General features: G+C 44.7%; 27 protein-coding genes and 1 pseudogene. 13 read left to right on the top strand and 15 right to left on the bottom strand.

Annotated features, from left to right (window positions below; all coding sequences use genetic code 11):
• Positions 1 to 6 precede the first annotated feature (6 nt).
• The 4 genes and pseudogenes from ppc to HGD77_RS00125 form a co-directional block, all read right to left on the bottom strand.
• Positions 7 to 2,691 (bottom strand): phosphoenolpyruvate carboxylase, encoded by a 2,685-nt coding sequence (gene ppc, locus HGD77_RS00140; protein ID WP_168730565.1) that lies wholly within the window; start codon positions 2,689 to 2,691, stop codon positions 7 to 9.
• Between the two features lie 148 nt (positions 2,692 to 2,839).
• Positions 2,840 to 3,352, bottom strand: a complete 513-nt coding sequence (locus HGD77_RS00135; RefSeq protein ID WP_228761451.1) for a TetR/AcrR family transcriptional regulator C-terminal domain-containing protein — start codon at positions 3,350 to 3,352, stop codon at positions 2,840 to 2,842.
• A complete protein-coding gene (locus HGD77_RS00130) occupies positions 3,339 to 4,040 on the bottom strand; it encodes an IS1-like element ISPa14 family transposase (protein ID WP_001223318.1) in 702 nt (233 codons plus the stop codon). The genes HGD77_RS00135 and HGD77_RS00130 overlap by 14 nt, the downstream gene beginning before the upstream one ends.
• A gap of 57 nt (positions 4,041 to 4,097) precedes the next feature.
• Positions 4,098 to 4,259, bottom strand: a pseudogene (locus tag HGD77_RS00125) (TetR/AcrR family transcriptional regulator); the annotation flags it as partial.
• A gap of 148 nt (positions 4,260 to 4,407) precedes the next feature.
• Here HGD77_RS00125 and HGD77_RS00120 point away from each other — a divergent pair.
• From HGD77_RS00120 to HGD77_RS00110, 3 genes are all read left to right on the top strand, one after another.
• A complete protein-coding gene (locus HGD77_RS00120; protein ID WP_168730564.1) occupies positions 4,408 to 5,511 on the top strand; it encodes an efflux RND transporter periplasmic adaptor subunit in 1,104 nt (367 codons plus the stop codon).
• Positions 5,512 to 5,513: 2 nt separating this feature from the next.
• The gene (locus HGD77_RS00115; RefSeq protein ID WP_168730563.1) at positions 5,514 to 8,651 is read left to right on the top strand and encodes an efflux RND transporter permease subunit; all 3,138 of its coding nucleotides are present in this window, start codon (positions 5,514 to 5,516) and stop codon (positions 8,649 to 8,651) included.
• A gap of 131 nt (positions 8,652 to 8,782) precedes the next feature.
• Entirely contained in the window at positions 8,783 to 9,160 is a 378-nt protein-coding gene (locus tag HGD77_RS00110; protein WP_005094781.1) for a hypothetical protein, read from the top strand.
• Between the two features lie 23 nt (positions 9,161 to 9,183).
• Here the strand turns inward: HGD77_RS00110 and HGD77_RS00105 are convergent, their stop codons facing one another.
• Entirely contained in the window at positions 9,184 to 10,245 is a 1,062-nt protein-coding gene (locus HGD77_RS00105; RefSeq protein WP_155861640.1) for an RNA-guided endonuclease InsQ/TnpB family protein, read from the bottom strand.
• Positions 10,246 to 10,457: 212 nt separating this feature from the next.
• Between HGD77_RS00105 and dnaJ the strand changes: the two genes are divergently transcribed.
• The 10 genes from dnaJ (at position 10,458) to HGD77_RS00055 (ending at position 18,429) form a co-directional block, all read left to right on the top strand.
• Entirely contained in the window at positions 10,458 to 11,576 is a 1,119-nt protein-coding gene (gene dnaJ, locus HGD77_RS00100; protein ID WP_155861639.1) for a molecular chaperone DnaJ, read from the top strand.
• Positions 11,577 to 12,069: 493 nt separating this feature from the next.
• Positions 12,070 to 12,817, top strand: a protein-coding gene (locus HGD77_RS00095) for an IS5 family transposase (RefSeq protein ID WP_410487238.1) whose coding sequence is annotated in 2 segments (ribosomal slippage) — positions 12,070 to 12,401 and positions 12,400 to 12,817 — 750 coding nt in all. Because the reading frame shifts where the segments join, the coding sequence is not laid out codon by codon here.
• A gap of 170 nt (positions 12,818 to 12,987) precedes the next feature.
• Positions 12,988 to 13,203 carry a cold-shock protein gene (locus HGD77_RS00090; RefSeq protein WP_005105001.1) on the top strand — a complete coding sequence of 72 codons (216 nt, stop codon included), beginning with the start codon at positions 12,988 to 12,990 and terminating at the stop codon, positions 13,201 to 13,203.
• Between the two features lie 110 nt (positions 13,204 to 13,313).
• Positions 13,314 to 13,541, top strand: a complete 228-nt coding sequence (locus tag HGD77_RS00085) for a hypothetical protein (RefSeq protein ID WP_004280858.1) — start codon at positions 13,314 to 13,316, stop codon at positions 13,539 to 13,541.
• Positions 13,542 to 13,610: 69 nt separating this feature from the next.
• Positions 13,611 to 13,808: a hypothetical protein gene (locus tag HGD77_RS00080; protein ID WP_004280859.1), complete on the top strand. Its 198-nt coding sequence runs from the start codon at positions 13,611 to 13,613 to the stop codon at positions 13,806 to 13,808.
• Between the two features lie 216 nt (positions 13,809 to 14,024).
• Entirely contained in the window at positions 14,025 to 14,408 is a 384-nt protein-coding gene (gene tnpA / locus HGD77_RS00075; RefSeq protein WP_004733109.1) for an IS66-like element accessory protein TnpA, read from the top strand.
• Positions 14,405 to 14,740, top strand: coding sequence for an IS66 family insertion sequence element accessory protein TnpB (gene tnpB, locus HGD77_RS00070; RefSeq protein ID WP_005265675.1), 336 nt, complete (start codon positions 14,405 to 14,407; stop codon positions 14,738 to 14,740). The genes tnpA and tnpB overlap by 4 nt, the downstream gene beginning before the upstream one ends.
• A gap of 74 nt (positions 14,741 to 14,814) precedes the next feature.
• Entirely contained in the window at positions 14,815 to 16,398 is a 1,584-nt protein-coding gene (locus HGD77_RS00065; protein WP_168730562.1) for an IS66-like element ISAba25 family transposase, read from the top strand.
• 509 nt (positions 16,399 to 16,907) lie between these two features.
• A complete protein-coding gene (gene dapB, locus HGD77_RS00060) occupies positions 16,908 to 17,729 on the top strand; it encodes a 4-hydroxy-tetrahydrodipicolinate reductase (RefSeq protein ID WP_168730561.1) in 822 nt (273 codons plus the stop codon).
• Between the two features lie 55 nt (positions 17,730 to 17,784).
• Positions 17,785 to 18,429, top strand: coding sequence for an START domain-containing protein (locus HGD77_RS00055; protein ID WP_168730560.1), 645 nt, complete (start codon positions 17,785 to 17,787; stop codon positions 18,427 to 18,429).
• A gap of 5 nt (positions 18,430 to 18,434) precedes the next feature.
• Here HGD77_RS00055 and HGD77_RS00050 read toward each other — a convergent pair whose 3' ends face one another.
• The 10 genes from HGD77_RS00050 to HGD77_RS00005 all read right to left on the bottom strand — a co-directional run bounded on the left by HGD77_RS00050 (position 18,435) and on the right by HGD77_RS00005 (position 26,516).
• Entirely contained in the window at positions 18,435 to 19,502 is a 1,068-nt protein-coding gene (locus tag HGD77_RS00050; protein ID WP_168730559.1) for an RNA-guided endonuclease InsQ/TnpB family protein, read from the bottom strand.
• Between the two features lie 515 nt (positions 19,503 to 20,017).
• Positions 20,018 to 21,046, bottom strand: a complete 1,029-nt coding sequence (gene ahr, locus HGD77_RS00045) for an NADPH-dependent aldehyde reductase Ahr (RefSeq protein WP_168730558.1) — start codon at positions 21,044 to 21,046, stop codon at positions 20,018 to 20,020.
• A gap of 5 nt (positions 21,047 to 21,051) precedes the next feature.
• The gene (locus HGD77_RS00040) at positions 21,052 to 21,633 is read right to left on the bottom strand and encodes a DNA-3-methyladenine glycosylase I (protein WP_168730557.1); all 582 of its coding nucleotides are present in this window, start codon (positions 21,631 to 21,633) and stop codon (positions 21,052 to 21,054) included.
• Between the two features lie 24 nt (positions 21,634 to 21,657).
• A complete protein-coding gene (locus tag HGD77_RS00035) occupies positions 21,658 to 21,903 on the bottom strand; it encodes a hypothetical protein (RefSeq protein WP_004280868.1) in 246 nt (81 codons plus the stop codon).
• A 15-nt stretch (positions 21,904 to 21,918) separates the two neighbouring features.
• On the bottom strand, positions 21,919 to 22,470 hold the full coding sequence (locus HGD77_RS00030; RefSeq protein WP_168730556.1) for a M23 family metallopeptidase: 552 nt from the start codon (positions 22,468 to 22,470) through the stop codon (positions 21,919 to 21,921).
• 60 nt (positions 22,471 to 22,530) lie between these two features.
• Complete coding sequence (gene mutY / locus HGD77_RS00025) at positions 22,531 to 23,559, bottom strand: A/G-specific adenine glycosylase (protein ID WP_168730555.1); 1,029 nt, start codon at positions 23,557 to 23,559, stop codon at positions 22,531 to 22,533.
• Positions 23,560 to 23,720: 161 nt separating this feature from the next.
• Positions 23,721 to 24,080 (bottom strand): HIT family protein, encoded by a 360-nt coding sequence (locus tag HGD77_RS00020; protein WP_168730976.1) that lies wholly within the window; start codon positions 24,078 to 24,080, stop codon positions 23,721 to 23,723.
• Between the two features lie 94 nt (positions 24,081 to 24,174).
• A complete protein-coding gene (locus tag HGD77_RS00015) occupies positions 24,175 to 24,909 on the bottom strand; it encodes a dienelactone hydrolase family protein (RefSeq protein ID WP_168730554.1) in 735 nt (244 codons plus the stop codon).
• A gap of 164 nt (positions 24,910 to 25,073) precedes the next feature.
• Positions 25,074 to 25,763, bottom strand: coding sequence for an FKBP-type peptidyl-prolyl cis-trans isomerase (locus tag HGD77_RS00010; RefSeq protein WP_168730553.1), 690 nt, complete (start codon positions 25,761 to 25,763; stop codon positions 25,074 to 25,076).
• Positions 25,764 to 25,811: 48 nt separating this feature from the next.
• Positions 25,812 to 26,516 (bottom strand): FKBP-type peptidyl-prolyl cis-trans isomerase, encoded by a 705-nt coding sequence (locus tag HGD77_RS00005; protein WP_138743139.1) that lies wholly within the window; start codon positions 26,514 to 26,516, stop codon positions 25,812 to 25,814.
• Positions 26,517 to 26,631: the final 115 nt, after the last annotated feature.

Below are 26,631 nucleotides of genomic sequence, written 5' to 3'. Positions count from 1 at the left end.
GAAAAATCAGCCGGTATTACGTAAACCGGCTGCAATGCCGGCAATGCTGACCATTAAGGCATGATCGACCGGGGTATTTTCAGCCTGCTGCTGTTCCAGATATAAACGGCGACGTTTCATCAGTTCAGCTTGCAGTAAGTGCAGTGGTAACAAATAGGGTTTACGTACTTTCATCGACTGATCCAGTACACCGTTACTGCTCAGGAGTTTCGATTCGCCTTTTAAGCTCAACAGGGTTTGTACAGCATCCTGCAAACGCTGACGCAGTTCTGTTCCCAGAACTTTAAGATCTTCATCCTGAGTCAAATGCGATTCATAATATAGCGCCACATTGGCATCGGCTTTGGACAGTACCATTTCCAGCATATCAATCAGGGTCTGAAAATACGGCCACTCTGCCAGCATCTCATCCAGTACCGTGCGTTGTCCCTGATCCAGTACCGCATTTAATGCAGCACCGGTACCGAGCCAGGCCGGTAACATCAGGCGAATCTGGGTCCAGGCAAAGACCCAGGGAATCGCTCGCAGTGATTCAATCCCACCACTGACTTTACGTTTCGCCGGCCGTGAACCCAGTGGCAGCATTTGCAGTTCAAGTTCTGGCGTGACGGTACGCAGGTATTTCACAAAATGCGGATTTTCCCGGACGGTCTGGCGATAGACCTGCACCGATAGCTCGGTCATTTGATGCATCAAGTCGCGCCATTCCTGTTTGGGTTCAGGTGGCGGGAGTAAGGTCGCTTCCAGTGTTGCAGCGGTATAAATTTCCAGATTCTGCAGGGCGATTTCTTCCAGACCGAATTTGAAACGGATCATTTCGCCCTGTTCAGTCACCCGGATCGCACCTGAAATCGACCCTGGCGGTTGAGAGAAGAGTGCCTGCTGGGTTGGCGCACCGCCACGGCTAATTGAACCGCCACGACCATGAAACAGGGTCAATTGCACGTCATGTTGCTGTGCAACCGCGGTCAGTTCTTCCTGGGCACGATACTGGGCCCAGTTGGCCGACATAAAACCGGCATCCTTGGCAGAATCCGAATAGCCAATCATGACCTCATGTTTGCCCTGAATATGCTGTTTGTACCAGTGCATATTGAACAGGGTCGACATGGTTGCGGCTGCGCCATCCAGATCTTTTAAGGTTTCAAACAGGGGAACCACCCGTAACGCCTGCTCGATGCCGGCTTCTTTTTGTAAAAGCAGTACGGCCAGCACATCACTTGGATATTCTGCCATCGAGATGATATAAGCACCCAGAGATTCGCTCGGTTGCTCGGCTAGCGTACGCATGGTGGCAAACACTTCCTGTACATCCGGATGTTCAATCAGGCTGCCTGCTGGCTCATTCAGATGTTTTGGCAGCAACGGACGTTTGCTTTGCAGCTCTTGCAGTAAAAAGTTTTGCCGTGCCTGTTCAGTCCAGGTTTCAAAATTCCCCAGTCCTAAATATTCGGTAATCGCAGAAATCGCCTGACGGTGACGACCCGATTCCTGGCGGATATCCAGTTTTAGCAGTTCGATCCCAAAACTGTTGACCCGGTAAATAAAGTCCAGCAGGCTGCCATTGGCAATTTCGGCCAGATTGCAGTCCATCAGTGAACGGTAGCAGGTCAGGAGCGGTTGTAAAAGTTCATCTTTACTTTTAATCACCAGACTGTCATCGGCATCATTGCCTTTTAATTTTTCTGCCAGCCAGTGACGGGTGGCTTTCAGGCGGGTACGGGTATCACGTAAATATTCACGATAAGGTTCAGGATGGGGCTGGCCCAAGGCTTCAGAAATTTCCGGACTGCATTGCTGAATGGACAGTTCCCAGCGCAGGTTTTCAATATCGCGTACATAGAGATCGGCTGCTTTCCAGCGCGACAGCCACAGTACTTCCTGAGTGACGGTGTGGGTGACATTGGGGTTGCCATCGCGGTCACCACCCATCCATGAGGCAAAACGTACGGGTGCGACATTTAAGGGCAGGTTCTGGCCACATTGCGCTTGCACCATGCCATTTAGTTCACGGATAAATTTCGGTACTGCATTCCATAAGGTTTGCTCAATGGTGGTAAAACCCCATTTGGCTTCATCGATCGGAGTCGGGCGATGCTGACGGATTTCATCGGTTTGCCAGGCGGAGCTGATCAGCTGTTTCAGATCGGCCAGAACTGCCTGACGTTCACGTGGAGTCAGTTTCTGCTGGTCAAATTTGGACAGGGCATTATTGATACCGTCATATTTTTGAATCAGGGTACGGCGGCTGACTTCTGTGGGATGCGCGGTCAGAACCAGTTCAATTTTCAGTTCACAGATTTGCTGATACAGCGTATCGGCAGAAATCTCCTGCTGTTTAAATTTTTCAAATAAAGGCACTAGAGGATTGGGCGATTCTGCAGTGTCATCAAACTCGCTCTGACGGCGACGACGTACCACATGATATTGTTCGGCAATATTGGCAAAGTTTAAAAAGTGGGTAAAGGCGCGGGTCAGCGGCAGGATTTCTGCATCTTCTAGACTCAAAAATAGTTGTTCCAGTTGTTTTTCTGCTTCGACCTGTCCATCGCGAGCGCCTTTGGATAGGGCACGGATCTGCTCGATCTGATTAAACAAATCCTGCCCGGCATGTAATTTTAAGGTTTCCCCAAGCAAATTACCCAGTAAGCGTACGTCTTCGCGTAGTGGTGCATCAATCTGTTGAATCATTTTTTATTCCCTCACATGCATGCTTTGACTATACCGCGACTGCATGACAATCCAAGTCCCCTAGAGACAAAAGTTGCAGAACATAGGCTGCTTTTTAGCAACTTTTAGGCCATATACGGTGATCGGTGATCAATCCAAAGGAAAGGATTTAATCCGAAAGGGCATATTTCAGCATAAACAGTTCAATGGCCTCGCTAATAATCTGTTGCTGTTCTGCGCTTGAAGGGGGAGGGCTGAGACCCAACAGGATTTTCTGATGACGGGTTCCGGTCAGCAGGGACACGATCAGCTCGGTCTGTTTTTCTGGAAGATCGACCTGAATAAAGCTGTACTGTTGGGCCAGAGCAAAGAAATCATTCCAGACTGCATCCAGTTTGCTATGCGAGGCCTCATAAAACTGTTCTGCCAGAGGACTTTGCTGCGAGGCCAGTTCCATCAGTAACAGGTCCAGCTTGATCGCTTCTGGTAAATGAATAATATTTAAAGCGCGCTGACAGGCCTGATAAAACTCCTGCGCAAAGTCACTGCTCGGCTGCAAGAGCTGAGGATGTTCATGCAGAATGGCTTCACAGGTATCCTCAATCGCACAGCTAAACAGGGTCGCCTTGTCCTGAAAATGGGGTGGTGTTTCAAAAAGTATGCTGACATTAAATGAAGCCATTATTGATGTAAAAAAAGGTTAAGTCGAAAGCTTTAAAATGGTTTTCAATCTTTTTTGAAAAATTACAACTCCTTCTAAAACCGCGCCTAATTCGATGCCTTATTTTGCAATTATTACCTTCAATACCTACAGTAAAAAATTTACCAATACTTTGCTTGCAGTTTTTAAAAGCAGTTATGAAACTGTCCCAATGATCACTTGCAATTCGGGTGTAGTGAATACCTAATTGTTTAAGCTTTGTCTTCAATCGTTGAACTGTAGCTAAGTCTCTTTTACCCCAAACATAAGCAACAATCTCACCTGTTTCTCGATGGTAGGCGTAAATAAGCCATTGTTTATTATTTTTATTTCCCACAAAAGTCCAAAACTCATCAACTTCAAGAGACTCATAATGACTTTGTTTAGGCTGAATTTGGTAGGTCGATTCGGTTAAAGTACGTAAAACTTTACCGATACTGATTCGCTCAACTTCAGCGATATCTCGTATACCACTACCTCTGACCATCAACTGTAATATTTTTCGAGTAATGCCTGAATTACATCCTAGATAGCTCAGAGCATGGTCACCAATAAACTGACGTTTGCAGTCTTTGCACTGATAGTTTTGTTTCCCATCTACTTTGATGCCATTTTTCTTTATACTGTCACTGAGGCAGGTTGGACATTTGATTTCTAGAGTTATTCGCATTTCTCTATTTTATCAAAATTCAACCTGCTTTGTTTCAGCATACTTTTTGAAACACCACCGAAAATGGTTATACACCGTCAGCTTGGTCACACCTGCCTCACGTGCAATCTGGTTCATGCTGGAGGCATGATAGCCATGCGCTAAAAACAGCGCTTTGGCCACGCTGAGGATGCGCTGACGCTTTTCCAGATCCTTGGGTCGTCCTACAGGTATTTGCACAATTTCTTCCAAAAAAAGTCAATACGGTCATTGCTTTGAAGCTTGAGTTTTAATTAGTGTACCGGGTGGTATATTAATTAAAAAACAAGCAATTCAATATATCAGCATAGTTTGCCCTAAAAAAGACGATCAGATAAGAGCGAATAAGATGAGCAGGATTTACAGCGTATTGGCTGGCATGGTGGTGCTTTGCAGCGTGACTTTAAGCGGGTGCAGCAAAGATACTGCTGCAGCACAACAGGAAGTTCCCTTTGTCATGGTGGCGACACCCACCACTTCACAGCATGAATTAAAAAGTTATGCCGGTGATGTGCAGGCACGCCAGCAAACGGCACTGGCATTTCGGGTCGCTGGGCAGGTGACCCAGCGCTTCGCTGATGTGGGTGACCAGGTCAAAGCCGGGCAAGTCCTGGCAACTCTGGATGTCAAAGATGCCCAGCTGCAGCTGAATGCAGCACGTGCCCAGCTGGAAAGCGCGCAGTCTGCTACTAAGATTGCTCAGGATGAATTACAACGTTTCAAGCAGTTATTGCCATCCAATGCCGTGAGCCGCTCACAATATGACGCGATCGAAAACCAGTACAAGACCGCCCTATCAAATCTGAAACAGGCACAATCCAACTACGATACCGCTAAAAACCAGACTGCTTATAACCAGCTGATTGCCACCAGAAACGGCGTGATCACTGCACGTAATATCGAAACAGGACAGGTGGTGGCTGCCGGGCAGGCGGCGTATGAACTGGCGATTGCCGGTGAGCGTGAAGTGGTAATTGGCGTACCGGAACAGGCTATTTCGGAGATCAAGGTTGGACAGGCAGCTACGGTCACTTTATGGTCCAGACCTGAAGAAAAATTTGCCGCTTTTGTCCGCGAGATTTCACCAGCAGCGGACCAGTCGCGTACCTTTCGGGTTAAAGTTTCCTTACGTGAAGGCAATGGTCAGATCCAGCTGGGGCAAAGTGCCCGGGTATTTTTTCAGCACAGCCGCGACAATATGCTCAGTGTGCCGCTATCCAGTGTCTCGGCAACGGATCAGCAGGCTTATGTGATGGTGGTCCAGCCGGATCATACCTTGCGTAAAGTTCCGGTTCAGCTCGGTGCCTATGGCCGGGACAGTGTTCCTGTACTCAGTGGCCTCAAGCCGGAAGATTATGTAGTGATTGGCGGCGTACATCTGCTGCGTAACCAGCAAAAAATCAATCCGATTGATCGTGAAAACCGTCGTGTGACCATTCAGGCAGGGAGTTAAGCATGAACTTTAACCTGTCGGAATGGGCCTTAAAAAATAAAGGTCTGGTGCTGTATTTTATGATCCTGCTGGGTCTGATCGGCATCGTCTCTTATTCCCAACTGTCACAAAGTGAAGATCCGCCTTTTACTTTTAAAGTCATGGTGATCCAGACCTATTGGCCGGGTGCCAGTGCCAAAGAAGTATCCCTACAGGTCACTGACCGGATTGAAAAGGAACTGATGACCACGGGACAGTATGACCGCATCATGGCCTATTCACGTCCGGGTGAATCCATGGTGACTTTTGTTGCCAAGGATTCTCTGGCTTCGAAAGATGTCGCGGATATCTGGTATAACGTGCGCAAGAAAGTGGGCGATATCCGGCATGAATTGCCACAAGGAGTACAAGGGCCGTTCTTTAATGATGAATTCGGCGATACCTTTGGCAATATTTATGTGCTCAAGGGTAAAGATTTTGACTATGCGACCCTCAAGGAATACGCCGACCGCTTACAGCTGCAACTGCAACGGGTCAAAGATGTCGCCAAAGTTGAACTGATTGGCCTGCAAGACCAGAAAATCTGGATTGAGATTTCCAATACCAAGGCCATTCAGCTGGGCGTTCCAGTTATGGCGATTCAGCAAGCCTTGCAACAGCAAAATGCCGCCACCCAGTCCGGTTTTTTTGAAACCGGTTCAGACCGGATTCAGGTGCGGGTCAGTGGTGCATTAAACAGTGTGGAAGAATTAAGACAGATGCCGCTGCTGGTCAATGGCAAAACTATTCAGTTGGGAGATGTCGCAGAAGTCTATCGTGGCTTTAGTGATCCGGCACAGCCTCGAATGCGCTTTATGGGTGAAAACGGCATTGGTATTGCTGTGTCCATGCGCAAGGGTGGGGACATCATTGCCTTGGGTAAAAATTTGGAACAGGAATTCGCCCGCCTGCAAAAAGCCCTGCCACTCGGCATGGAGCTGCAAAAAGTCTCCGACCAGCCGGTGGCAGTCAAACGCAGTATTAACGAATTTATGAAAGTGCTGGCAGAAGCGGTGATTATCGTATTGCTGGTCAGTTTTTTCTCGCTCGGTTTCCGGACTGGTCTGGTGGTGGCTTTCTCCATTCCGCTGGTGCTGGCCATGACCTTTGCCGGTATGCAGCTGTTTGATGTCGGACTGCATAAAATTTCCTTGGGGGCCCTGATTCTGGCCCTCGGTCTGCTAGTCGATGATGCCATTATCGCGATTGAAATGATGGCGATTAAAATGGAGCAGGGTTATAGCCGTTTGCAGGCAGCCGGACATGCCTGGCGCACCACCGCTTTTCCGATGCTGACCGGGACCCTGATTACTGCTGCCGGTTTCCTGCCGATTGCCACAGCGGCCTCGAGTACCGGGGAATATACCCGTTCGATTTTCCAGGTGGTAACCATCGCATTGCTGGTGTCCTGGATTGCCGCGGTACTGTTTGTCCCATACTTAGGCGATAAACTTTTACCGGATTTCAACAAAGATTTAATTCAAAAAGCACCGTGGTATCAGCGGCTTTGGGCACGTCTGTGCAAACAGCCAGAACCTCAGCCGATTGTGCATCATGCCAGCGAACATTATGATCCTTATCAAACCCGGTTTTATCAGGGTTTTCGTCGTTGGGTCGATGCCTGTGTGACCTATCGTAAAACTGTCATTGCTGCCACGGTCGGGATTTTTATCCTGTCCATTTTAATGTTTAAGCTGGTGCCGCAGCAGTTTTTTCCACCTTCAAATCGAGCTGAAATTCTGGTGGATCTCAAACTTGAAGAAGGTGCATCACTGAAAGCCACTGAAGCTGCAGTAAAAAAAGTCGAAGCCTTTTTATCGAAACAAGAGGGTATTGATAACTATGTGGCTTATGTCGGGATGGGATCGCCGCGTTTCTATTTACCGCTCGATCAGCAGTTGCCGCAAACCAGTTTTGCCCAGTTTGTAGTGCTGGCATCCTCTTTAGAGGATCGAAATGAAATCCGTAAATCCTTAAGTGATCAGATTCGAAAGTTATTGCCAGAAGTGCGTACCCGGGTGTCCTTGCTGGAAAATGGCCCACCTGTGGGTTATCCACTGCAGTTCAGGGTATCGGGTGAAGACCTAGGATTAGTCCGTGAATGGGCGCAGAAAGTTGCAGCCACCGTGGGAGAAAATCCGAATACCACCAATGTGCATCTGGACTGGGGGGAGCCGAGCAAAGTCATCAAATTGCAGATCGATCAGGATCGTGCCCGTCAGTTGGGGGTGAGTAGCAGTGAACTGGCCAATGTGCTGAACAGCTCGATTTTGGGGGCCGGTATTGATCAGTACCGTGAAAAACGTGAACTGATCGAAATCCGTTTACGTGGTGCTCAGGCTGAACGGGTGGAGGTAGCATCTTTAGCCAGTCTGGCTGTTCCGACTGCAACCGGTACATCAGTACCTTTGGCGCAGCTGGCCAAAATTGAATACAGCTTTGAAGAAGGTCTGATCTGGCATCGGAATCGTTTACCGACCATTACCGTGCGTGCCGACATTCGCAGCAAGTTACAGCCCGCTACTGTGGTTAATGAACTCAAAGAGCCACTGGAAAAAATCCGGGCAGAGCTGCCGAATGGCTATCTGCTGCAAGTGGGCGGTACAGTTGAAGAATCGGCTCGCGGGCAGAACTCGGTTAATGCCGGCATGCCTTTATTTCTCGCAGTGGTCATGACCCTGCTGATGATTCAGCTCAAAAGCATCTCACGTGCCTTTATTGTGTTCCTGACCGCACCTTTGGGCATTATCGGCGTGGTGTTATTCCTGTTAATTTTCAATAAACCTTTCGGTTTTGTTGCGATGCTCGGAACGATTGCATTATCCGGAATGATCATGCGCAATTCGCTGATTCTGATTGACCAGATTGAGCAGGATATTCAGGCCGGAGAATCACAGTGGGATGCGATTATTAATGCCACAGTACGCCGTTGTCGTCCGATCGTATTGACCGCACTGGCTGCGGTGCTGGCGATGATTCCCTTATCCCGCAGTATTTTCTTCGGGCCAATGGCGGTGGCGATTATGGGTGGTTTGATTGTGGCGACATTATTGACCCTGTTTTTCCTGCCTGCACTATATGCACAGTGGTTTAAAGTGAAAAAAAGTTTAAATTCTGTTTAAATTTGTCATAATTTCAGGTGCGAAATTTGGAAATTTTCAATATAGTAGCACCTGAGATTTTTATAATTTAAAAAAATAAGTAATTGCTGCATTGGCCGAGCTGCCAATACGGTAACGAGGTTGAACCGAACATGACTCAAGATACATTAACCAAGATGCGACGTTCCGTAGCGATGGCTTATGTCTTCATGTTTTTGGCCTTATTTACCCTGTTTAGTGGACTATTGGCCTACTGGTTCGCACGTAAAGTCACCCAGGTTGATTATGCTGAAGTTTGGTTACAGGCACAGGCGCTGTGGATCATGCGTAATATCGTGATTTATACCATTTTGGCGATCTTTGCTGCACTGTGGTTTATTCCACTGTTTTTCTTTGCCTGGGATAGCCAGCTCTGGGTCAAAGCCTGTGTAGTAACCGGGGTGATTTTCAGCTTTATTGCCTTTATTTTCCTGATCAATGCCTGGTTTAAAGGTATCTATAAATTCTCTCAAAATAAAGCTGTGTTCTAAAGCGTTTGACATCCTCCCCCCAGCTAAAGCAAGAGGATTCCTCCTGCGAGACGCTTATGCCCAAGCGCAAGTATGTTCAGGGCGGAATTCAAATCCCGCTGCCAGACTGTACCGCAGTTCTGGCATGTCCATTCTCTTATTCCAAGATCAACCCTACCTTTCGGACTACTGCTTGATATTCGCTTACAGCACGAGCAGATCTGGGTGGTATAGGCTTCATTAACTTCTTCAAACAATACACTTGCGTTCTCGCATTTATACTTGAGCATTGTTTTGAGTTTTGAAAACCCTGTATCTAAAACCGATTTTGCCATTTTAGTTTTTACAAGCTTTTTAGCGCTTAAGCTACCTACAACAATCAGTGCATTATTTCGAACAAGCATAGTGCTTGCTTTGTGCAAACGGTCTTTACGACGGTTTGCAATCTTGGCATGTAATGCACGAACACGCTTCTTATTTCTTGCTCTTTGAGCAATACCCAATTTCTGCTCATATTTACGGTAGAACTTGGGATTTGAAATGACCGTACCATCAGAACAGGTAGCAATATCCTTTAAGCCTAGATCAATACCAATTGCTTTAGTCGCTTTAGGCTTCTCTTGCTTAGGTAAATCTACAACAAGGCATACATACCAACGCCCACGACTATCCTCAACAAACGCACCTGTTCTTACAGTGTATTTGCTTAGGCCATAGCTATCCCACATGCCGAACTTGTTTTTTCCATATTGAATTAAGCCATCGGAATATTTAACGGCAACCTTTTTAAAGGGTATCCAACCAAGAGAGCGCCTTGCTGATTTCTTGTTACTTACACGCCATTTTAGCTTTGCTTTTTTGAATTGCTTGCGTCTTGTTACTAATTCTTCTGTCACAGCCTGAATGGTTTGACTATGTAGGCTACATTCTTTAGATGCGCCTTTTGTGTATTTCGCTACATCGTAAGCCGATAGAAATTCACCTTTTCTTTTTAAATGTTTGAACCCTAAATCATTCACATAATTCCAGACAAAGTTTACCTCAGATGCTAATTGACCTAGCACCTTGCAATGTTTGTCTTTTATTCGTAATTTAAGTGTTTTCATGGGCTTATATTAGCTAATAATAAATTAAAGGTGTTGATTTAAAAAAAACCAACGACATTTCATGTCGTATCGCTTATATCTCTGCCCTGAAGGACAGCGTTTTACGCTCCATTTGATAATTTTTTCATATTTCCCCTTGTAAAACTCGGTTTGACCCCAATTTCAGACCTCAGTTGAATATTAAACAAATTCCGTGAGGAGCATCGCCAGACATGGCTAAACGTGATTATTATGAGGTTTTGGGCGTCGCTAAAACCGCTAGTGATGATGAAATCAAAAAAGCCTACCGTAAGTTGGCGATGAAATATCATCCAGACCGTAACCCGGACAATGCTGAAGCTGAAGAGAAATTCAAAGAAGCAGCAGAAGCCTATGAAGTGCTCTCTGATGGTGAAAAGCGCAGCATGTACGACCGTATGGGCCATCAGGCCTTTGAAGGTGGTATGGGCGGCGGTGGCGGCTCCGGCGGTGGTTTCAGCGCAGAAGATATTTTCAGCCAGTTCGGTGATATTTTCGGTGGTGCTTTCGGCGGCGGTGGTGGTCGTGGCCAGCAACGCGCGCGCCGTGGTTCTGACTTACGCTATGTGATGGAACTGACCCTGGAAGAAGCGGTCAAAGGCGTCAAGAAAACTATTACCTTTACTGCACCGGCACCGTGTGATGCCTGTGATGGTAAGGGTTCAAAAAATCCAAATGATGTGGAAACCTGCCGTACCTGTCATGGTGCCGGTCAAGTGCGTATGCAGCAAGGTTTCTTCTCGGTACAGCAAACCTGTAGCACCTGTCGCGGTCAGGGCAAGATCATCAAGAACCCATGTAATAAATGTCATGGTTCAGGTGTGTCGGATCGTCAGCAAACTCTGGAAGTCACTATTCCTGCGGGTGTGGATAATGGGGACCGCGTTCGCTTGACCGGTAAGGGTGAAGCAATCCGTGATGGTCAGTCAGGTGACTTGTACGTAGAAGTGGTGGTGCGTGAGCATGAAATCTTCCAGCGTGATGGCGCTGACCTGTATATGGATGTGCCGGTATCAATTGCTGATGCAGCCTTAGGTAAGGAAGTTCAGATTCCTACGCTAGATGGCCGTGTTAGTCTGAAAATTCCTGAAGGTACGCAAACAGGTAAACTGTTCCGTTTACGTGGTAAGGGTGTTAAACCGGTACGTACCAGCATGCAAGGTGACTTGCTGTGCCGTATTGTGGTAGAAACTCCAGTCAACTTAAGTGCACGTCAACGTGAACTGTTGAAAGAACTACAAGAAACAATGGATGGTGAAGATAGCAAATCCTCACCGAAGAAAAAATCATTCTTTGATCGTTTGTTTGATTAATTGAGTGAAAGTAAAAAAGGACGCTGAGGCGTCCTTTTTTATTATGTAGATAAGATACTCTAGATTAGAAGATGCTATTTATTGTTTGATAAGTCTCGCTTAAACATAAAAACCGCCTAAAAAGCGGTTTCTATTTTATATTTGACTATCTAAATAGAAAGTATGAGTCCAAATTTGGAGGGTGATAGATATTTTGTAAGTGAGAAAAAAGCATCATTCCCGAAATTAAAAAGGCCAATATTGTTATTACAGAGCTATATAATCGCATTCATTACTTATCAAATTTACCAGTACAGCAGATTACTCTTATTTTGTTGTCATGACAATGAAAGCTTAATCTTATTGAAATAATTATAAATTTTACTTTTTAATAAATAAAATAAATATATATATAAGAAAACTTGATTAATTAAATTTTTCGTGTATAGTTAACTTAACTAGGGCGTGTCATCAATTAGCTTGAGGAAAACCGCCTTGTCCCCATTATACTTTTATGACTAAACGCTATGCATTAAAAGATGAGCAGTGGGAACAGATTAAAGATCTGTTACCTGGACGAATGGGTACTGTTGGAGTAACGGCCAAAGATAACCGACTATTTGTTGAAGCGGTATTGTATCGGTATCGTTCAGGTATCCCGTGGCGAGACTTACCCCAACGCTTTGGTGATTTTAGAGTCGTGCACACTCGTTTTAGTCGTTGGGCTAAAACAGGTGTGTGGCAGAGAGTCTTTGAAGTACTGTCACATGACAGTGATAATGAATATGCCATGTTAGACTCCACCATTGTACGTGCTCATCAACACAGCGCTGGGGGGAAAAAATCAGGCGATTGGACGCAGTAAAGGGGGCTTAAGCACCAAAATTCATGCCCGTACTGATGCTTTAGGCAACCCAACAGGATTTTATCTCACTGATGGGCAGGTCCATGACTTAAACGGTTCAGATGTGTTGCTGGACTTATCGTTGAGCCAGACCTGGCTTATGGATAAAGCCTACAACTCCAGGGATCGAGTCATTGATCCAATTTTAGAGGCGAAGGGTCAAGTTGTGATGCCAGCGAAAAGTAATTCTATTGATCAGCGTAATTATGATCGAAATCTCTACAAGGCAAGACATCTGATCGAGAACTTTTTTGCCAAGCTCAAGCAGTATCGTGCTATTGCCACACGCTATGATAAATTGGCTCAAAACTTCTTATCAGCGATCTACCTGGCTTCAACAATCATTTGGCTTAATTGATGACACGCCCTAGAAAAAAGTCTTGTTTCGGTAAATCTTCTTTAAGTATCGTAGTTTTAGTCATAATCCTTCGTTTTTTTTCAGATTTTAAGTCTCATTCTTTATTATTTCAAAGTTATAATCAGTCTATAAAATGACTAAAAAATTATTAAAAATTATTAGGATATATTATGTCAAACTCAAATGTTGTTAAAGGTACTGTAAAGTGGTTCAACGAAACTAAAGGTTTTGGTTTTATTCAACAAGAATCAGGTCCAGATGTTTTTGCTCATTTCAGTGAAATTGCGAGTTCAGGTTTTAAAACCTTGCTTGAAGGCCAGCTGGTTGAATTCAGTGTAGCTCAAGGTCAAAAAGGACCGAATGCTGTAAATATTGTTGCTATCTAAGCAAGAATAAACAGTAAAAAAAGCACTTAATAAGTGCTTTTTTTATCGTTCAAATTTAATTTTAAGTTATTTTCCAAATTGGAAAAATCTTTAGAAAAACAGGATTCAAGTTGTTAAAAATAAATGATTTAATTGCAAAATCTAAAAATGGTACTGAAATTATTGTTTCGTTAATTCCTCTCAATAAAATGCAAAATACACGTCAGGGTTTAAAAAGAATTGAAGTGGGTAAGAGAGTTCTTCTTTCATCTGGAGTTGAGGTAGATTTAAACTTAGATGGTCGTACATTCTATACTTCTATAAATCAATTATTTAAGCTAAATCATAAAGTTATTTAAAGATAAAATTCAGAAACATCAATTTTTAGTGGATATTTTGCCACTTTAACTATTATTAAAGGTATAGATATGCTTAAACAAAGTATTAGTGTAAAGGATCAGTTTGGGGCTCAACACGCTATTCAAGCAACAGTCGATCATCATTTTTCTAAAACACAATCTCATTCCAATATAAAACATATCACTGTAGATGGTGAAGATATTCGTCCCAGTTTTGAAATGTGCTTTCAAAGTACCTTAAGTGGAAAAATTTTCAAAATTGTATAGACCAGGCAAATTTTGCTTTAGGTATTATTATTTTTAATAAGTTCCCGAAGAGCTAGAGAATTAATTTGCTCAATCTAAGGACTGATTTTTGTATAAGGCAAAATTGAGTCCTTTTAGTCTCAATAAGACTGTAAGCGTCCGCTGAACACACCTTATGAATTCATCCTATAAGCCTTAATTTAGTCCCCACTTAAAAACAAGTGGGGACTAAAATTTATGACTACAAATCACCAGACATCCATCGCATCTCTTGCGAAAAAACGAAGAACATACAGTGCTGAATTTAAACAGCAGATCGTTCAGGCTTGTAAAGCACCGGACGTTTCAATTGCTTCGGTCGCTTTGCAACATGGATTGAATACAAATCTTGTATCCAAATGGATTCGCTTAATTGATGGTAAGCCAGGGAATGATCGCTCACCACTACCGAATAAACCTGCATTTATTGCCTTATCTTGCTCTACACCATTAGATCCTACTCCTACTGACATGTTAACGGTTCAAATTACTTTACCCCACTCAAAAGCAGAAATTGGCTTGAAATGGCAAGTATCAGAAATATCTGCTTTAGCAGAATTACTCAAGGCACTTGCAACATGATCCGCATTGATGAAATCTGGCTTTCTACCCAACCTCTGGATATGCGAGCAGGTATGGATACGACCATGGCTCAGGTGGTGAGAGCCTTTGGCTACATCAAACCGCATTGTGCTTACCTGTTCTGTAATAAACGTGGCCATCGCATGAAAGTGCTGGTACATGATGGATTGGGCATCTGGCTGTGTGCCCGGCGGCTGGAACAGGGCAAATTTCACTGGGCTCAAGTTCACCAAGGTGAAACCGTGGCCCTCAGCCCGGAACAGTTACAGGCACTGATCCAAGGTTTGCCCTGGCAGCGCATTGGACGACAGCAGGTGGTGACGATGCTTTAAACCAGGCTCGACCATTCTGCTATTCTCCAAACGTTCTATTTCATTCTTCTCATGACCTCAGGCATACTGCGGTCATGAATACGCTGCCTGATTTAAGCCAACTGACCCATGAACAACTGCTGGAATTCACCAGGCAGTTGGCGCTGCAGCATCAGTCTCTAGCACAATCAAACCAACAATTGGATGCCAAAGTTCAACATCTTTCTATTCTCAATCAAAAATACGAGCATGAACTGGCGCTGTTTAAAAAGCACAAATTCGCCCAAAAGAATGAACACTTAACGGCAAAACAAATCCATCTGTGGGATGAAGCGGTTGAAGAAGATATTGCCGCGGTTGATCTAGAACTGGAACGGCTAAATGCAGATAAAACCAATGCAGCGACACAGAAAGCCAAAACCAATAAACCTAAACGTCGACCACTGCCAGATCATCTACACACCATCCGTATTGAGCATGAACCTGCATCAACCCAATGTGCTTGTGGCTGCCAACTCCGTCGTATCGGCGAAGATGTCAGTGAAAAACTGCATTTCAGACCGGCACAGTTCTATAAGGAACAGCATGTGCGTGGTAAATGGGTCTGTGATCAGTGTGACACTCTAACTCAGCAAGCGATGCCCGCCTATGTGATTGATAAAGGCATTGCTTCACCTGAATTGCTCAGCCATGTGCTGGTATCGAAGTATGCCGATCATTTGCCGCTGTACCGTCAGCGCCTGATCTATCAGCGGGCTGGCATTGATCTGTCCAGATCCACTTTATCTGACTGGATAGGTCGCTGCGGTGTAGAACTGGAACCTCTGGCCAATGCCTTAAAAGAGGTGGTGCTGCAACAGCGGGTGCTGCATGCAGATGAAACACCGGTCACCATCATGCGGATGGGTGAGAATAATAAAAAACCGAAGAAAGGTTATGTCTGGGCCTATGCCACCACACAGTATAATCCAGTTCAGGCGGTGATCTATGACTTTCAGGATAGTCGTTCAGGCCAGCATGCTGAAGAGTTCTTGAAAGGCTGGCAGGGCTATCTAGTCTGTGATGATTACAGTGGTTATAAAGCACGTTTTAAATCAGGCCAGGTGATTGAGGTGGGCTGCATGGCCCATGCACGTCGTAAATTCCATGAACTGCATGTGACCGGGAAAAGTCAGGTCGCTGAACAGGCATTAGTGCTGATTCAGAAACTGTATGGGATAGAAGCAGAACTCAGGAAAAAGACCGATAGTACAGCGGAAGACCGCCGCGAATACCGGCAACAGCATAGTCAACCGGTGATGCAACAACTGTATGAATGGCTCAACCAACATCATCTGACGGTGCCATCGAGTTCTCCCACCGCCAAGGCGATCAATTACACTCTGAAGCGTTGGCCAGCTTTAAGCCGCTATTTGGATGATGGCAATCTACCGATTTGCAATAATTGGGTAGAGAATCAAATGCGACCTTGGGCCTTAGGACGCAAGAACTGGCTGTTTGCTGGCTCGCTGCGCAGTGGTCAGCGAGCGGCGAATATCATGACTTTAATCCAGTCAGCAAAGCTGAATGGCTTGGATCCGTATGCCTATTTAAGTGATGTGCTGAAAAGGTTACCGACACATAAAGTGAGCCAAATAGAAGAATTGCTGCCGCACCGCTGGAAACCCGACCAAAATTAAAAATAGCTATGGGGTTCAGCGCACGCTTACATAAGACTTAAAATCCTATCTACTCATCAATTCAAAAGTAGATATTCATAATTAAAATTTAGTAAAAGTCTTGCATAAGAATCCCGTTAATCTAACTGAGATTTAAATCATCAAGATTTTGAGCTGACTTAATAATGGCGAGCCTGAACAGGAAAAACTGTATTGGCAAGTCGTCTGTTTAACTTCAAAAATCAGTAATCTCAGTAAATCATTTCAAAATCATAGCGATAAAATTATGAATAAGCTTATTCAAGTTATATGAGCAATTGCTAAAAACTATATGACGAGTCAAGTTGATGTATATCGTATAGCTTTGACGGAAGTGATAGCCTAACTTCTTAAGCTTGATTAAAACTCTTATCAATATCAGTGATTTCGCTCTTTGAGTATTTTCATTGATTTTTATGCAATGCATCTTAGTGTTATTCCGCAGTTTTGCTATAGTAAGAGCAATTTTGGATCAACATCAGGACTATGTTATGTCAGCTACACCACGCATTGGGATCTTGGGTGCAGGCGGTCGTATGGGGCGTATCCTTATTCAGGCTGTGCATGAAGCAGGTTATCAATTGGCGGCTGCGGTAGAACGCCCTGAAAGTACACTATTAGGCGCAGATGCTGGCGAACTTGCCGGAATTGGCGCAACAGGTGTTAAGGTCGTGGGTAGCCTTACCGATGTAGTCAAAGACTGTGATGTCGTGATTGATTTCACTGCGCCAGCAGCGACCGTCAATCATCTGAAAATCTGCCGTGAAGCCGGTGTTGCCATCGTGATTGGTACGACGGGTATGAATGACGAGCAAAAAGCCTATCTCGATCAATCTGCGACAGAAACTCCTGTAGTTTATGCAGCAAACTATTCAGTGGGTGTGAACGTCTCGATCAAACTGCTTGAACTGGCCTCTAAAGTTTTTGGTGATACGGTTGATATCGAAGTGATTGAAGCACATCACCGTCATAAAGTAGATGCGCCATCGGGTACAGCTTTGATGTGGGGTGAGGCGATTGCGGAAACTTTGGGTCGTGACTTAAAAGAAGATGTAGTGTATTGCCGTGAAGGTCATACTGGTCCGCGTGAGCGTAAGAGTATTGGCTTCCAGACCATTCGCGGTGGCGATATTGTCGGTGAACATACTGCAATGTTTATTGCCGATGGGGAACGTGTGGAAATTACTCATAAAGCGACTAACCGCATGAACTTTGCTTCTGGTGCGGTACGTGCTGCAGCTTGGGTCGTCGGCCGTGAAGCGCGTAAATATGATATGAAGGACGTGCTTGGTTTTAACGATATTCAGGTTTAAAACCGAGTCAAAATCATTTATAAAAAAGTATAAAACTAAAATAAGACGAATAAAAATGCAAAAAATGATTTTCCTGCTCTGTGCAGTGGCGCTTGGTGCCATTGCGCAGGCAAAACCTGTTGAGAAGCCTAAACTCAGTATTCATAAAAACAATATCAAGGTCTGGACCTACCAGAATGAGCAAAACCCGGTCTTTCTCTATAAAGCTGAAACCACCTATACCGTGCCCATTGAAAATGCTGTGTCCCTGATTCTGAATGTCACACATGCAGTGCAATGGGTCCCCTATATGGGTAGCATCAAGATCCTGTCCCGCGATGATAAAAAAGGTGACTTTACCCTGTATATGGTGCTAGATTTTCCATTTCCCTTAAAAGACCGTGACCTGATTGTACAGGGCAAGATGATCAAGGAAGCCAATGGCCAGATCACCATCAAGAATAAAGCCATCCAAAGTGGCTATCCTTTAAATCCGGATTATGTGCGTTTAACCGATTATCAGGGCGACTGGACTTTTCAGAAACTAGCCAATAACAAGGTCAAGGTTTCAACCTATGGTTATGCCAATCCGGAAGGTTCCATTCCTTTGACCTTCGTAAATATGTTCGTGCAACAACAACCTTATCAGATGCTGCAGAAAATGAAGACCGAGCTGGCCAAGCCTTCACCTATTGCGGTCTTGCCTGAAGCCCTGCATTGACATCCTCACATCCCTAAAACGGAGGTGATTCCTACTGCTAGACGCTTATGCCCAAGCGCAAGTATGTTCTTAGCAGAATTTAAATCACGTTGATTTAAACTACCGCATTCACATTCCCATACTCTTATTCGCAAATCTGCTCTACCTTTCGGACTGCTTGCGGTGATCTCACCACAGCACGAACAGATTTGGGTTGTGAACCTCTCACTCACTTCTTCAAACAATACCCCTGCGTTCTCGCATTTATACTTGAGCATTGTTTTAAGTGCTGAAAACCCTGTATCTAAAACCGATTTTGCCATTTGGGTTTTTACAAGTTTCTTGGCACTCAGATCACCAACAATAATCAATGCATTTTCTTTCACAAGCATGGTGCTTGCTTTGTGCAAATGGTCTTTTCGACAATTCGCAATCTTGGCGTGAAATGCACGTACACATTTTTTATTTTTTGCTCTTTGAGCAATCCCTAATTTCTGCTCGTATTTTTGATAGAACTTGGGATTTGAAATGACCGTACCATCTGAACAGGTAGCAATGTCTTTTAGACCAAGATCAATACCAATCGCTTGAGTTACAGTTGGTTTGTCTTGCTTGGGTGAATCGACAACAAGGCACACGTACCAGCGCCCACGACTATCCTCAACGAATGAGCCTGTTCTAACGCTGTATTTACTTATACCGTAGCTATCCCACAGTTTGAAGTGATACTTGCCATATTGCACATATCCATCAGCATATTTAATCGCTACTTTTTTAAATGGTATCCAACCAAGTGAACGTCTTGCCGACTTCTTATTACTTACACGCCATTTCAGCTTTGCTTTCTTGTGCTGTCTTCTTTTATTAACATATTCTTCTGTTATCCCTTGTACTGTTTGACTATGCAAACCACACAGTTTTGAAGTTCCTTTTGTGTATTTAGTCATATCAAATGCTGAGAAAAAGTCACCTGTTCTTGTAAGGTGTTTGAAACTTAAATCATTCACATAATTCCAGACAAAGTTCACCTCGGATGCTAACTGATTTAGCACCTTGCAATGTTTGTCTTTTATGCGTAATTTAAGTGTTTTCATAGGCTTATATTAGCTCATGTTAAATTAAAATTATTGATTCTTAAAAATTAAACGACATTTCATGTCGTGTCTCTTATATCTCTGACCTGAAAGACAGCATTTTACGCTCCATTTGATAAAAAAGACCCAATTGCTGTAATGCTGATCAGTTAAGGAATTTAGAAATAGTTTCTTTAACTTTTCAGTCGTTCACGAGAAATTTTTAACTTTTTAAATCAAATATTTGCAATATCATTTGTTACTTTGGTTTCGCTCAAATGATAAGCGGAGCTTCGCCAGGAAGGCATCTTGCAGAGCAATAGTCCTCCCCACAAAACTCGTCAGCCAGCATCCATTAGTAAATTTGTCGCAGAAACAATCATTTTTTAATGTAGTCCTGCCTCGAACAGTTGCGGATGACTTTCCCACCTATTAAATATAATCCTGAATTTAAAAAAGAAAATGCCAGTCAATTTCTTAACTGACTGGCATTACCCAATTGCTGGGTCTTTTTAACGGCTAAAAATAGACAGGATTTAAGCTGTAAGATCCGCTTTAAGTACAATCCGGTAACGAGCTTTGCCAGAATGCAGATGTTCAATCGCCTGATTCAGCTGTGACATCGGGAAAACTTCAATTTGTGGGGCAATATTTTTACGTGCAGCAAATTGGAGTAACTGACGTAATGCCGCCGGTGAACCTGTCGGTGAACCGGTGACTGATTTAGCTCCGCCAATCAGCATGCCAGCCGGAATCTGCATCGGCTCAAGTGGTAAACCTAGCATATGCACAGTGCCATTCGGCGCCAAAGTTGCCAGATAAGCCTGCCAGTTCAAGGTAACATTGACAGTACTCAGTAATAAATCAAACTTGCCACGCTGGGCTTTTAATGCAGCGACATCACGACTGTTCACCACATGGTCAGCGCCCATGGCTTTCAGCTCATCGGTTTTATCCAGATTTGAAGTGAAAGCGGTAATCTCGCAGCCCCAAGCTTTGAGCAATTTAATCGCGATATGACCTAAACCACCAATCCCGATTACGCCAACATGATGAATAGCTTGAATCTGATGTTTGAGAATCGGATCGAATACGGTAACCCCGCCGCAGAGCAGAGGGCCGGCACTTTCAGGATCAAGATCTTCGGGTAGGGGAATGACCCATTGCCAGCCAGCACGCACTTTGTCGGCAAAACCACCGGCATGTCCGACAATGGTAGCCACCTGACCGCCAGTACACAGCACCTGCTGGCCTGAAATGCAGGGATCGCAATATTGGCAGCTTTCCGCTGTCCAGCCGATACCCACCCGTTGCCCAACTTTCAGGCCTTTGGCTTCTGCACCCAGATGGGTAATGGTACCGATAATCTCATGTCCAGCCACGACTGGATAGACGGATGAACCCCAGTCATTATTGATCACTGAAATATCGGAATGACAGAGGCCGCAGTATTCCACTTTTACTTCGACCTGATGCGGCTGCAGTTCTCCGGCATCAAACTGATAAGGTTCGAGTTCCGCACCTGCAGACATGGCAGCATAAGCTTGAATAATATTATTCGACATGATTTTTAGCTCTTATTTAAATGCGAGGATATTGTTTTAAAGTCACAATGATTTTCATGGTCATCGACCATACCAACGGCCTGCATAAAGGCATAGCAAATGGTGGGTCCGACAAATTTAAAACCGGCCTGTTTGAGTGCTTTAGACATCTTCTGGCTCTCAATGGTTTGAGCGGGTGCTTGGCGATAATCCACAACATCATTATTCAGTCGCGGTTGCTGGGCAAAAGACCAGAGCCAATCCACCGGATTGATGCCTTGCTGTTTTAGTTTCAGCCAGGCTTGGGCATTTTCCCGAATGGCATTCAGCTTGCCGCGATGCCGTATCAGGCTAGCATCTTCGAGTTTTATTTGGAGTTGTTGATCTGTAAGTGAGGCGATAGATTCAATCGAATATTGAAAAAAATGTTCACGATAAACTTCACGTTTTCTGAGAACGGTAATCCAGGCCAGACCAGCCTGCTGTCCTTCCAGGCACAGCATTTCAAACAGGCGATTTTCATCCAGCAGTGCCTGTCCCCATTCCTGGTCATGGTAGGTGATATACAGCGGATCATCGGAGCACCAGCCACAGCGTTGCACAGTCATGTGATGCTCCTTGTTTTTATGGTTTTATAATTTAAAAATAGTCCATTGATCTTGCTGGTTATCCCAGTAAGACAACTCAGCCTGATCCAGATCGCTAAATTGAATCCACATATCTTTACCGGCCTTGTCAGCATAACCGGTACTGATCAGAAGCGCATCCTCGGTAATTTCCATCACCCAGCCCTGGTAAGTTTGACCATTCCATACAATTTTTTGTTGATTGCCTGATTCAGCAAATTCCACCAGACGATTGATCAACGCTTCTGACATGTAAATATCCTAAAATTAACGTAAATAGGGATAAGGGTTGACCACACCGCGGCCCTTGCCCTGTAAATAGATTCCATAATGTAGATGTGGTACAGTATGCCGGGCATTGCCGCTGTTGCCGACATAACCGATCAGCTGGCCTTTTTTGACATAGTCGCCCACTTTTAAACCGCGCTTATGTCCGTCCAGATGAGCATAATAATGCCACGAGCCGCTCGGACCCAGAATCCAGGCTACTTTACCACCCAAATTGTTATTACGTAAATCTGCAATCAGACCCTCAGTCGCGCTAAAAACTTTGGTGCCACGTGGAGCCATGATATCAATGCCTTCATGCAGGCGTCCGCGACTGCGCGAAGCGCCCCAGGTATCTGTTAATTCACGTGCCTGTACGCGTGCCACCGGGATTGGCAGAGAAGAGGGCATCCGCATATTTTTCAGCTTTTGCACCAGAATGGGATTGAGCTGTACAGCGGGAGATTTTTTCGGTGTACTGCTACAGGCAGCCAGCAGCACAGCTATTAAAGCAATCCATGTCAAAGCAAGGTATTGGCGCACTTTATTCATCCTTAAATATTGGCAATGCTCATGTCGAGCTGATCGATATTTTGCTTTGTCCAGACTATGTCATAGATTGACGCTAGTGATCAATTTTTTCATGGCAGTTGGAATACCGGCATCGGTTGCTGTTTGCGGACTCATCCAGCAGCCTTGCAGTTCAATCGCCAGATGCTCCTGCTGATCTTGATCTACAGCAAAAACAATCGCTTCAAGATGCCAGGTAAAATGGGTAAAACTGTGGCTAATCTGGGTCTTTTTGACGATATTTTTCAGGCCCAGCTGCTGACATCGCTGTTCCAATTCATGTGCATTTTCAATAATCGGCAGACACCAGAGACCACCCCAAAGACCACTATTGGGACGTTGCTGCCAGAGCCAGTCTGTACCGGACTGGATCAGCAAGACCTGAGCAGAGCGTACTGGAATCGGTTTTTTGACCTTTTTGAAAGGCAATTCATTTTCCAGTCCTTGCTGATGTGCCTTGCAATGCTGCTGCATTGGACAATACAGACACAAAGGCTTTTTTGGCGTACATACGGTTGCTCCCAGATCCATAATCGCCTGGGTATAGTCATGATTGCGTTCAATAGGACAGAGTTGTTCTGCCAGTTGCCATAAGGCACGTTCATGCACCGGTTTGGAAAGATCATCTTCAATGGCAAAGAAACGTGACAATACCCGTTTGACATTACCATCCATGATTACGCCATATTGACGTAAACCCAGTGACATCAGGGCGCCCGCGGTAGAACGGCCAATGCCGGGCAAAGCCATCCATTCTTCCAGAGTATGAGGGAACTGCTGCTGTGCCGTCACGATGCCGGCAGCTTTATGCAGATTGCGGGCGCGGGCATAATAGCCGAGACCTGCCCAGTAAGGTGCAACCTCATCCCATGAGGCTTGACCTAAGACCTGAACCCTCGGAAAACGCTGGATAAATCGTTCGAAATATTGCAGTACAGTTTTGACCTGGGTTTGCTGCAACATGATTTCAGAGACCCAGACTTTATACGGATCATCTGTCACCTGCCAGGGCAAGTCATGACGACCATGCACATCAAACCATTCCAACAGGGCATCTGAAAATACGAACATGAACACCTAGCAACCGAATAAGCAGCAGCTAGTATAGCGGAATCAGCAGGATGGGAATGTGAAAAGTAGGATAAAAAATGGCTGCTCATTTATTTGGGCAGAAGCGTGATTTCAAAAAAATAAACGCTCCGTAGAGCATTTATTTTTGATATAGAACCTGGTTAATTATTAATTCCCCAGCGCTCATCCAGCTTCAAGGTTTTGCCTGCATAACGCGGAATAATATGAATATGCAGATGTTCAACCTTTTCCTGAAAAACTTCACCGTCAATAAAGCCGACATGAAAACCGGCAGGCTGGTAGCGTAATTGCAGTTCATTGCGTGCCTGTTCCAGTAAGGACATCAAACTTTTACGTTCTTTGTCGGTCACTTCGAAAAACGAGGCCACATGCCGCAATGGAATAATCACACAGTGACCTTCGGACAATGAATTCGGTTCAGGCAACACCACACCATAATCATTTTTGGCAATGACATCATATTCGTCAAAATTGCAGTAGGGGCAGTTGGTTTCAGCCATCATACACATTCTCCTCTGGTAGGATTTATCTTTCTTTTCTTCATGAAGTATCTGAAATATTTAGCCTGTGAACAAGCCAAATAGTTGTTTCTATTTATGCCAAATGACGATCCAGCAAGGCATACATTGCTGCCAAGCCTTTTTGTTCCGCTTCTGCATTGTAACCAAGATCTACACCATTGGCTTTGGCCCGTTCATCCGCAAGCGGGTTGCTAAAGCCATGTTTGGCATTTTCAAAAACAATTACTTCATGCTCGACTTTGGCGGCATGCATTTCCTCACGGAAACTGGCCACATCATCCAAAGTCACTATGCTGTCTAGTTCACCATGTAGCACCAGGATTTCCGCCTGTACCTGACCTTCCTGAGCAGGTGCTTTTGGCGACAGAATGGCATGGAAAGTGGCCACCGCTTGTAAAGGTGCATTAGAACGGGCCAGATCCAATACGACTTTGCCGCCGTAGCAGAAACCAATCGCTGCAAGCTTATCAGCATTGACTTCATCCTGTGCTGCCAGGGCATTCAAGGCTGCTGTGGCACGGTTAACGATAGTGTCAGGATCTTCAAAAGTCTGCATCATCCACTGATGAGCCTGATCAGAATTGGTCGTGACTTTTTTATCCCCATACATGTCCATGGCCAAGGCCGCATAGCCATGTTCTGCAAGTTCACGGGCACGCTGTTCGGTATATTCATTCCGACCCCACCATTCGGGTGCGACCAGTACACCGGCAACAGGGGTATCTGTTTCTGGGGCGGCAAAATAACCAATTAATGGGCTGCCATCCTGCGCAGTATAATGAATTTCGCGAGTCTTGATTGCTGCCATGCTGACGTCCTCTATTGTTGTTGAATTGCTTGATTAAAACATAACATAGCAAAACTGATCGGAATGTGACATGAAAACCTGCGATTTACGGATACTTAAGCCCATAAAAAAAGAGAGGTCAATATAGAACCTCTCTGATTGTAGATCTGGAAAAATAGGACTTATTATTTAATAACTTCTAGTAATTCCACATCAAAAATTAAAGTACTGTTCGGTTCAATCACATCCCCTGAACCAATTTGTCCATAGGCAAGTTCTGCCGGAATGAAGAAACGATACTTGGCGCCTTCTTTCATTAACTGTAAACCTTCGGTCCAGCCCGTAATGACTTGGGTGGTTCGAAATACCACGGGCTGATTGCGGGCAATCGAGCTGTCAAAAACCGTACCATCGATCAAGCGGCCTTCATAATGTACGCGGACATTACTGTTTGCACTTGGTGATTTGCCTTTGCCTTCCTGAAGAATCTGATATTGCAGACCTGATTTGGTGGTTTTGATTCCGGGTTTTTTGGCATTTTCAGCCAGAAAAGCATGACCAATTTTGGCATTTTCTTCAGCTTGCTTTTTCAGGGTAATCAGCTCTTTGGCTTCAGCCTGACGCTTGAATTGGGTCAAGACTCGCGCCATATCTTCTTCACTTAAAGTCGCCTGTTTTCCAGCAGCTGCTGCTTTTAAACCGGTACTAAAGGCATCTAGATCAATGCCTTGTAAGGAATCTGCATTACTTTTTCCCATCAGATAACCAAAGCTGTAGCCGACCTGTTCAGCCTCAGGGCTTTTATTGGTGACTTCTTTTGCAAACAGGCTGCCAGAACTCAGCAGTAAAACCATCAAACTTATTTGTATTTTCATGATTAATTCTCAAAATAAAGGAGAGCGCGTTGCTCTCCTTTTTGTGGATTATTTTACTTCGATGAGTTCCACATCAAAAATCAAAGTACTGTGTGGAGGAATCGTACCTGGCACGCCCTGTTCACCATAACCCAGTTTAGATGGGATATATAGGGTTGCTTTACCGCCTTCTTTCATTAGTTGCAGACCTTCGGTCCAGCCTGGAATGACCTGATTTAACGGGAATTCAATTGGCTCGCCACGTTCAACTGAACTGTCAAACACGGTACCATCAACCAGTTTGCCGGTGTAATGAACTTTCACGATTGAAGTGGCTACAGGCTGCTTGCCTGTCCCTTCTTTGGTCACTAAATATTGCATACCGGATGCGGTGGTCTTTACCCCAGCTTTTTTGGCATTTTCAGTTAGGAAAGTATCACTTGATGCCTGAGCCTGTTTGGCGCTATCCAGTTGCTTCTGCTGCATGTCTTTTTGGAACTGCTCATAAGCTGCTTGTAATTCTTCTTCCGTATACGCTGGTGCGGTACGGGCATGACCTTCGCGAACGCCTGTCACAAAGCTATTAATATCCAGCTCAGGTGGAGTTTGATGAGCGACTTCATAACCGAGTGCATAGCTAATTTTAGAAACAGCAGAGGCATCTTTAGATGCTTTTGTGGTTTGAGCAACTGGGTTTTGAGTTGCATAGTAAACAGGTACTAGCGCGGCACCGCCTAGAAGAACAGCGACAGCAATCGGTAAGGCCTTGCTCATGTATTATTCCAATCTAATGTTATCGTTGAGGTTCATTCCATCTTAGCAGAAAATTTTGAGAAATCTTGCAGAATGGGTGGTTTTTTAGCAAGCGGGCATCGCAGTTGTGTTGAAG

The organism is Acinetobacter sp. NEB149 (assembly GCF_012516415.1).
GTDB lineage: Bacteria > Pseudomonadota > Gammaproteobacteria > Pseudomonadales > Moraxellaceae > Acinetobacter > Acinetobacter lwoffii_V.
Note: the sequence above shows the minus strand (reverse complement) of the source record. Positions and strands in the feature narration are given on the sequence as shown.

Excerpts from the sequence above, each read along its gene's own strand:
- tnpA (WP_004733109.1), top strand. The coding sequence starts at position 14,025 with ATGACTACAAATCACCAGACATCCATCGCATCTCTTGCGAAAAAACGA.
- dnaJ (WP_155861639.1), top strand. The coding sequence starts at position 10,458 with ATGGCTAAACGTGATTATTATGAGGTTTTGGGCGTCGCTAAAACCGCT.
- HGD77_RS00105 (WP_155861640.1), bottom strand. The coding sequence starts at position 10,245 with ATGAAAACACTTAAATTACGAATAAAAGACAAACATTGCAAGGTGCTA.
- HGD77_RS00015 (WP_168730554.1), bottom strand. The coding sequence starts at position 24,909 with ATGGCAGCAATCAAGACTCGCGAAATTCATTATACTGCGCAGGATGGC.
- mutY (WP_168730555.1), bottom strand. The coding sequence starts at position 23,559 with ATGTTCGTATTTTCAGATGCCCTGTTGGAATGGTTTGATGTGCATGGT.
- HGD77_RS00090 (WP_005105001.1), top strand. The coding sequence starts at position 12,988 with ATGTCAAACTCAAATGTTGTTAAAGGTACTGTAAAGTGGTTCAACGAA.
- HGD77_RS00135 (WP_228761451.1), bottom strand. The coding sequence starts at position 3,352 with ATGGCTTCATTTAATGTCAGCATACTTTTTGAAACACCACCCCATTTT.
- ppc (WP_168730565.1), bottom strand. The coding sequence starts at position 2,691 with ATGATTCAACAGATTGATGCACCACTACGCGAAGACGTACGCTTACTG.
- HGD77_RS00050 (WP_168730559.1), bottom strand. The coding sequence starts at position 19,502 with ATGAAAACACTTAAATTACGCATAAAAGACAAACATTGCAAGGTGCTA.
- HGD77_RS00120 (WP_168730564.1), top strand. The coding sequence starts at position 4,408 with ATGAGCAGGATTTACAGCGTATTGGCTGGCATGGTGGTGCTTTGCAGC.
- ahr (WP_168730558.1), bottom strand. The coding sequence starts at position 21,046 with ATGTCGAATAATATTATTCAAGCTTATGCTGCCATGTCTGCAGGTGCG.
- HGD77_RS00035 (WP_004280868.1), bottom strand. The coding sequence starts at position 21,903 with ATGTCAGAAGCGTTGATCAATCGTCTGGTGGAATTTGCTGAATCAGGC.
- HGD77_RS00055 (WP_168730560.1), top strand. The coding sequence starts at position 17,785 with ATGCAAAAAATGATTTTCCTGCTCTGTGCAGTGGCGCTTGGTGCCATT.
- HGD77_RS00130 (WP_001223318.1), bottom strand. The coding sequence starts at position 4,040 with ATGCGAATAACTCTAGAAATCAAATGTCCAACCTGCCTCAGTGACAGT.
- HGD77_RS00065 (WP_168730562.1), top strand. The coding sequence starts at position 14,815 with ATGAATACGCTGCCTGATTTAAGCCAACTGACCCATGAACAACTGCTG.
- dapB (WP_168730561.1), top strand. The coding sequence starts at position 16,908 with ATGTCAGCTACACCACGCATTGGGATCTTGGGTGCAGGCGGTCGTATG.
- HGD77_RS00115 (WP_168730563.1), top strand. The coding sequence starts at position 5,514 with ATGAACTTTAACCTGTCGGAATGGGCCTTAAAAAATAAAGGTCTGGTG.
- HGD77_RS00080 (WP_004280859.1), top strand. The coding sequence starts at position 13,611 with ATGCTTAAACAAAGTATTAGTGTAAAGGATCAGTTTGGGGCTCAACAC.
- HGD77_RS00010 (WP_168730553.1), bottom strand. The coding sequence starts at position 25,763 with ATGAAAATACAAATAAGTTTGATGGTTTTACTGCTGAGTTCTGGCAGC.
- HGD77_RS00040 (WP_168730557.1), bottom strand. The coding sequence starts at position 21,633 with ATGACTGTGCAACGCTGTGGCTGGTGCTCCGATGATCCGCTGTATATC.
- HGD77_RS00020 (WP_168730976.1), bottom strand. The coding sequence starts at position 24,080 with ATGGCTGAAACCAACTGCCCCTACTGCAATTTTGACGAATATGATGTC.
- HGD77_RS00030 (WP_168730556.1), bottom strand. The coding sequence starts at position 22,470 with ATGAATAAAGTGCGCCAATACCTTGCTTTGACATGGATTGCTTTAATA.
- HGD77_RS00110 (WP_005094781.1), top strand. The coding sequence starts at position 8,783 with ATGACTCAAGATACATTAACCAAGATGCGACGTTCCGTAGCGATGGCT.
- HGD77_RS00005 (WP_138743139.1), bottom strand. The coding sequence starts at position 26,516 with ATGAGCAAGGCCTTACCGATTGCTGTCGCTGTTCTTCTAGGCGGTGCC.
- tnpB (WP_005265675.1), top strand. The coding sequence starts at position 14,405 with ATGATCCGCATTGATGAAATCTGGCTTTCTACCCAACCTCTGGATATG.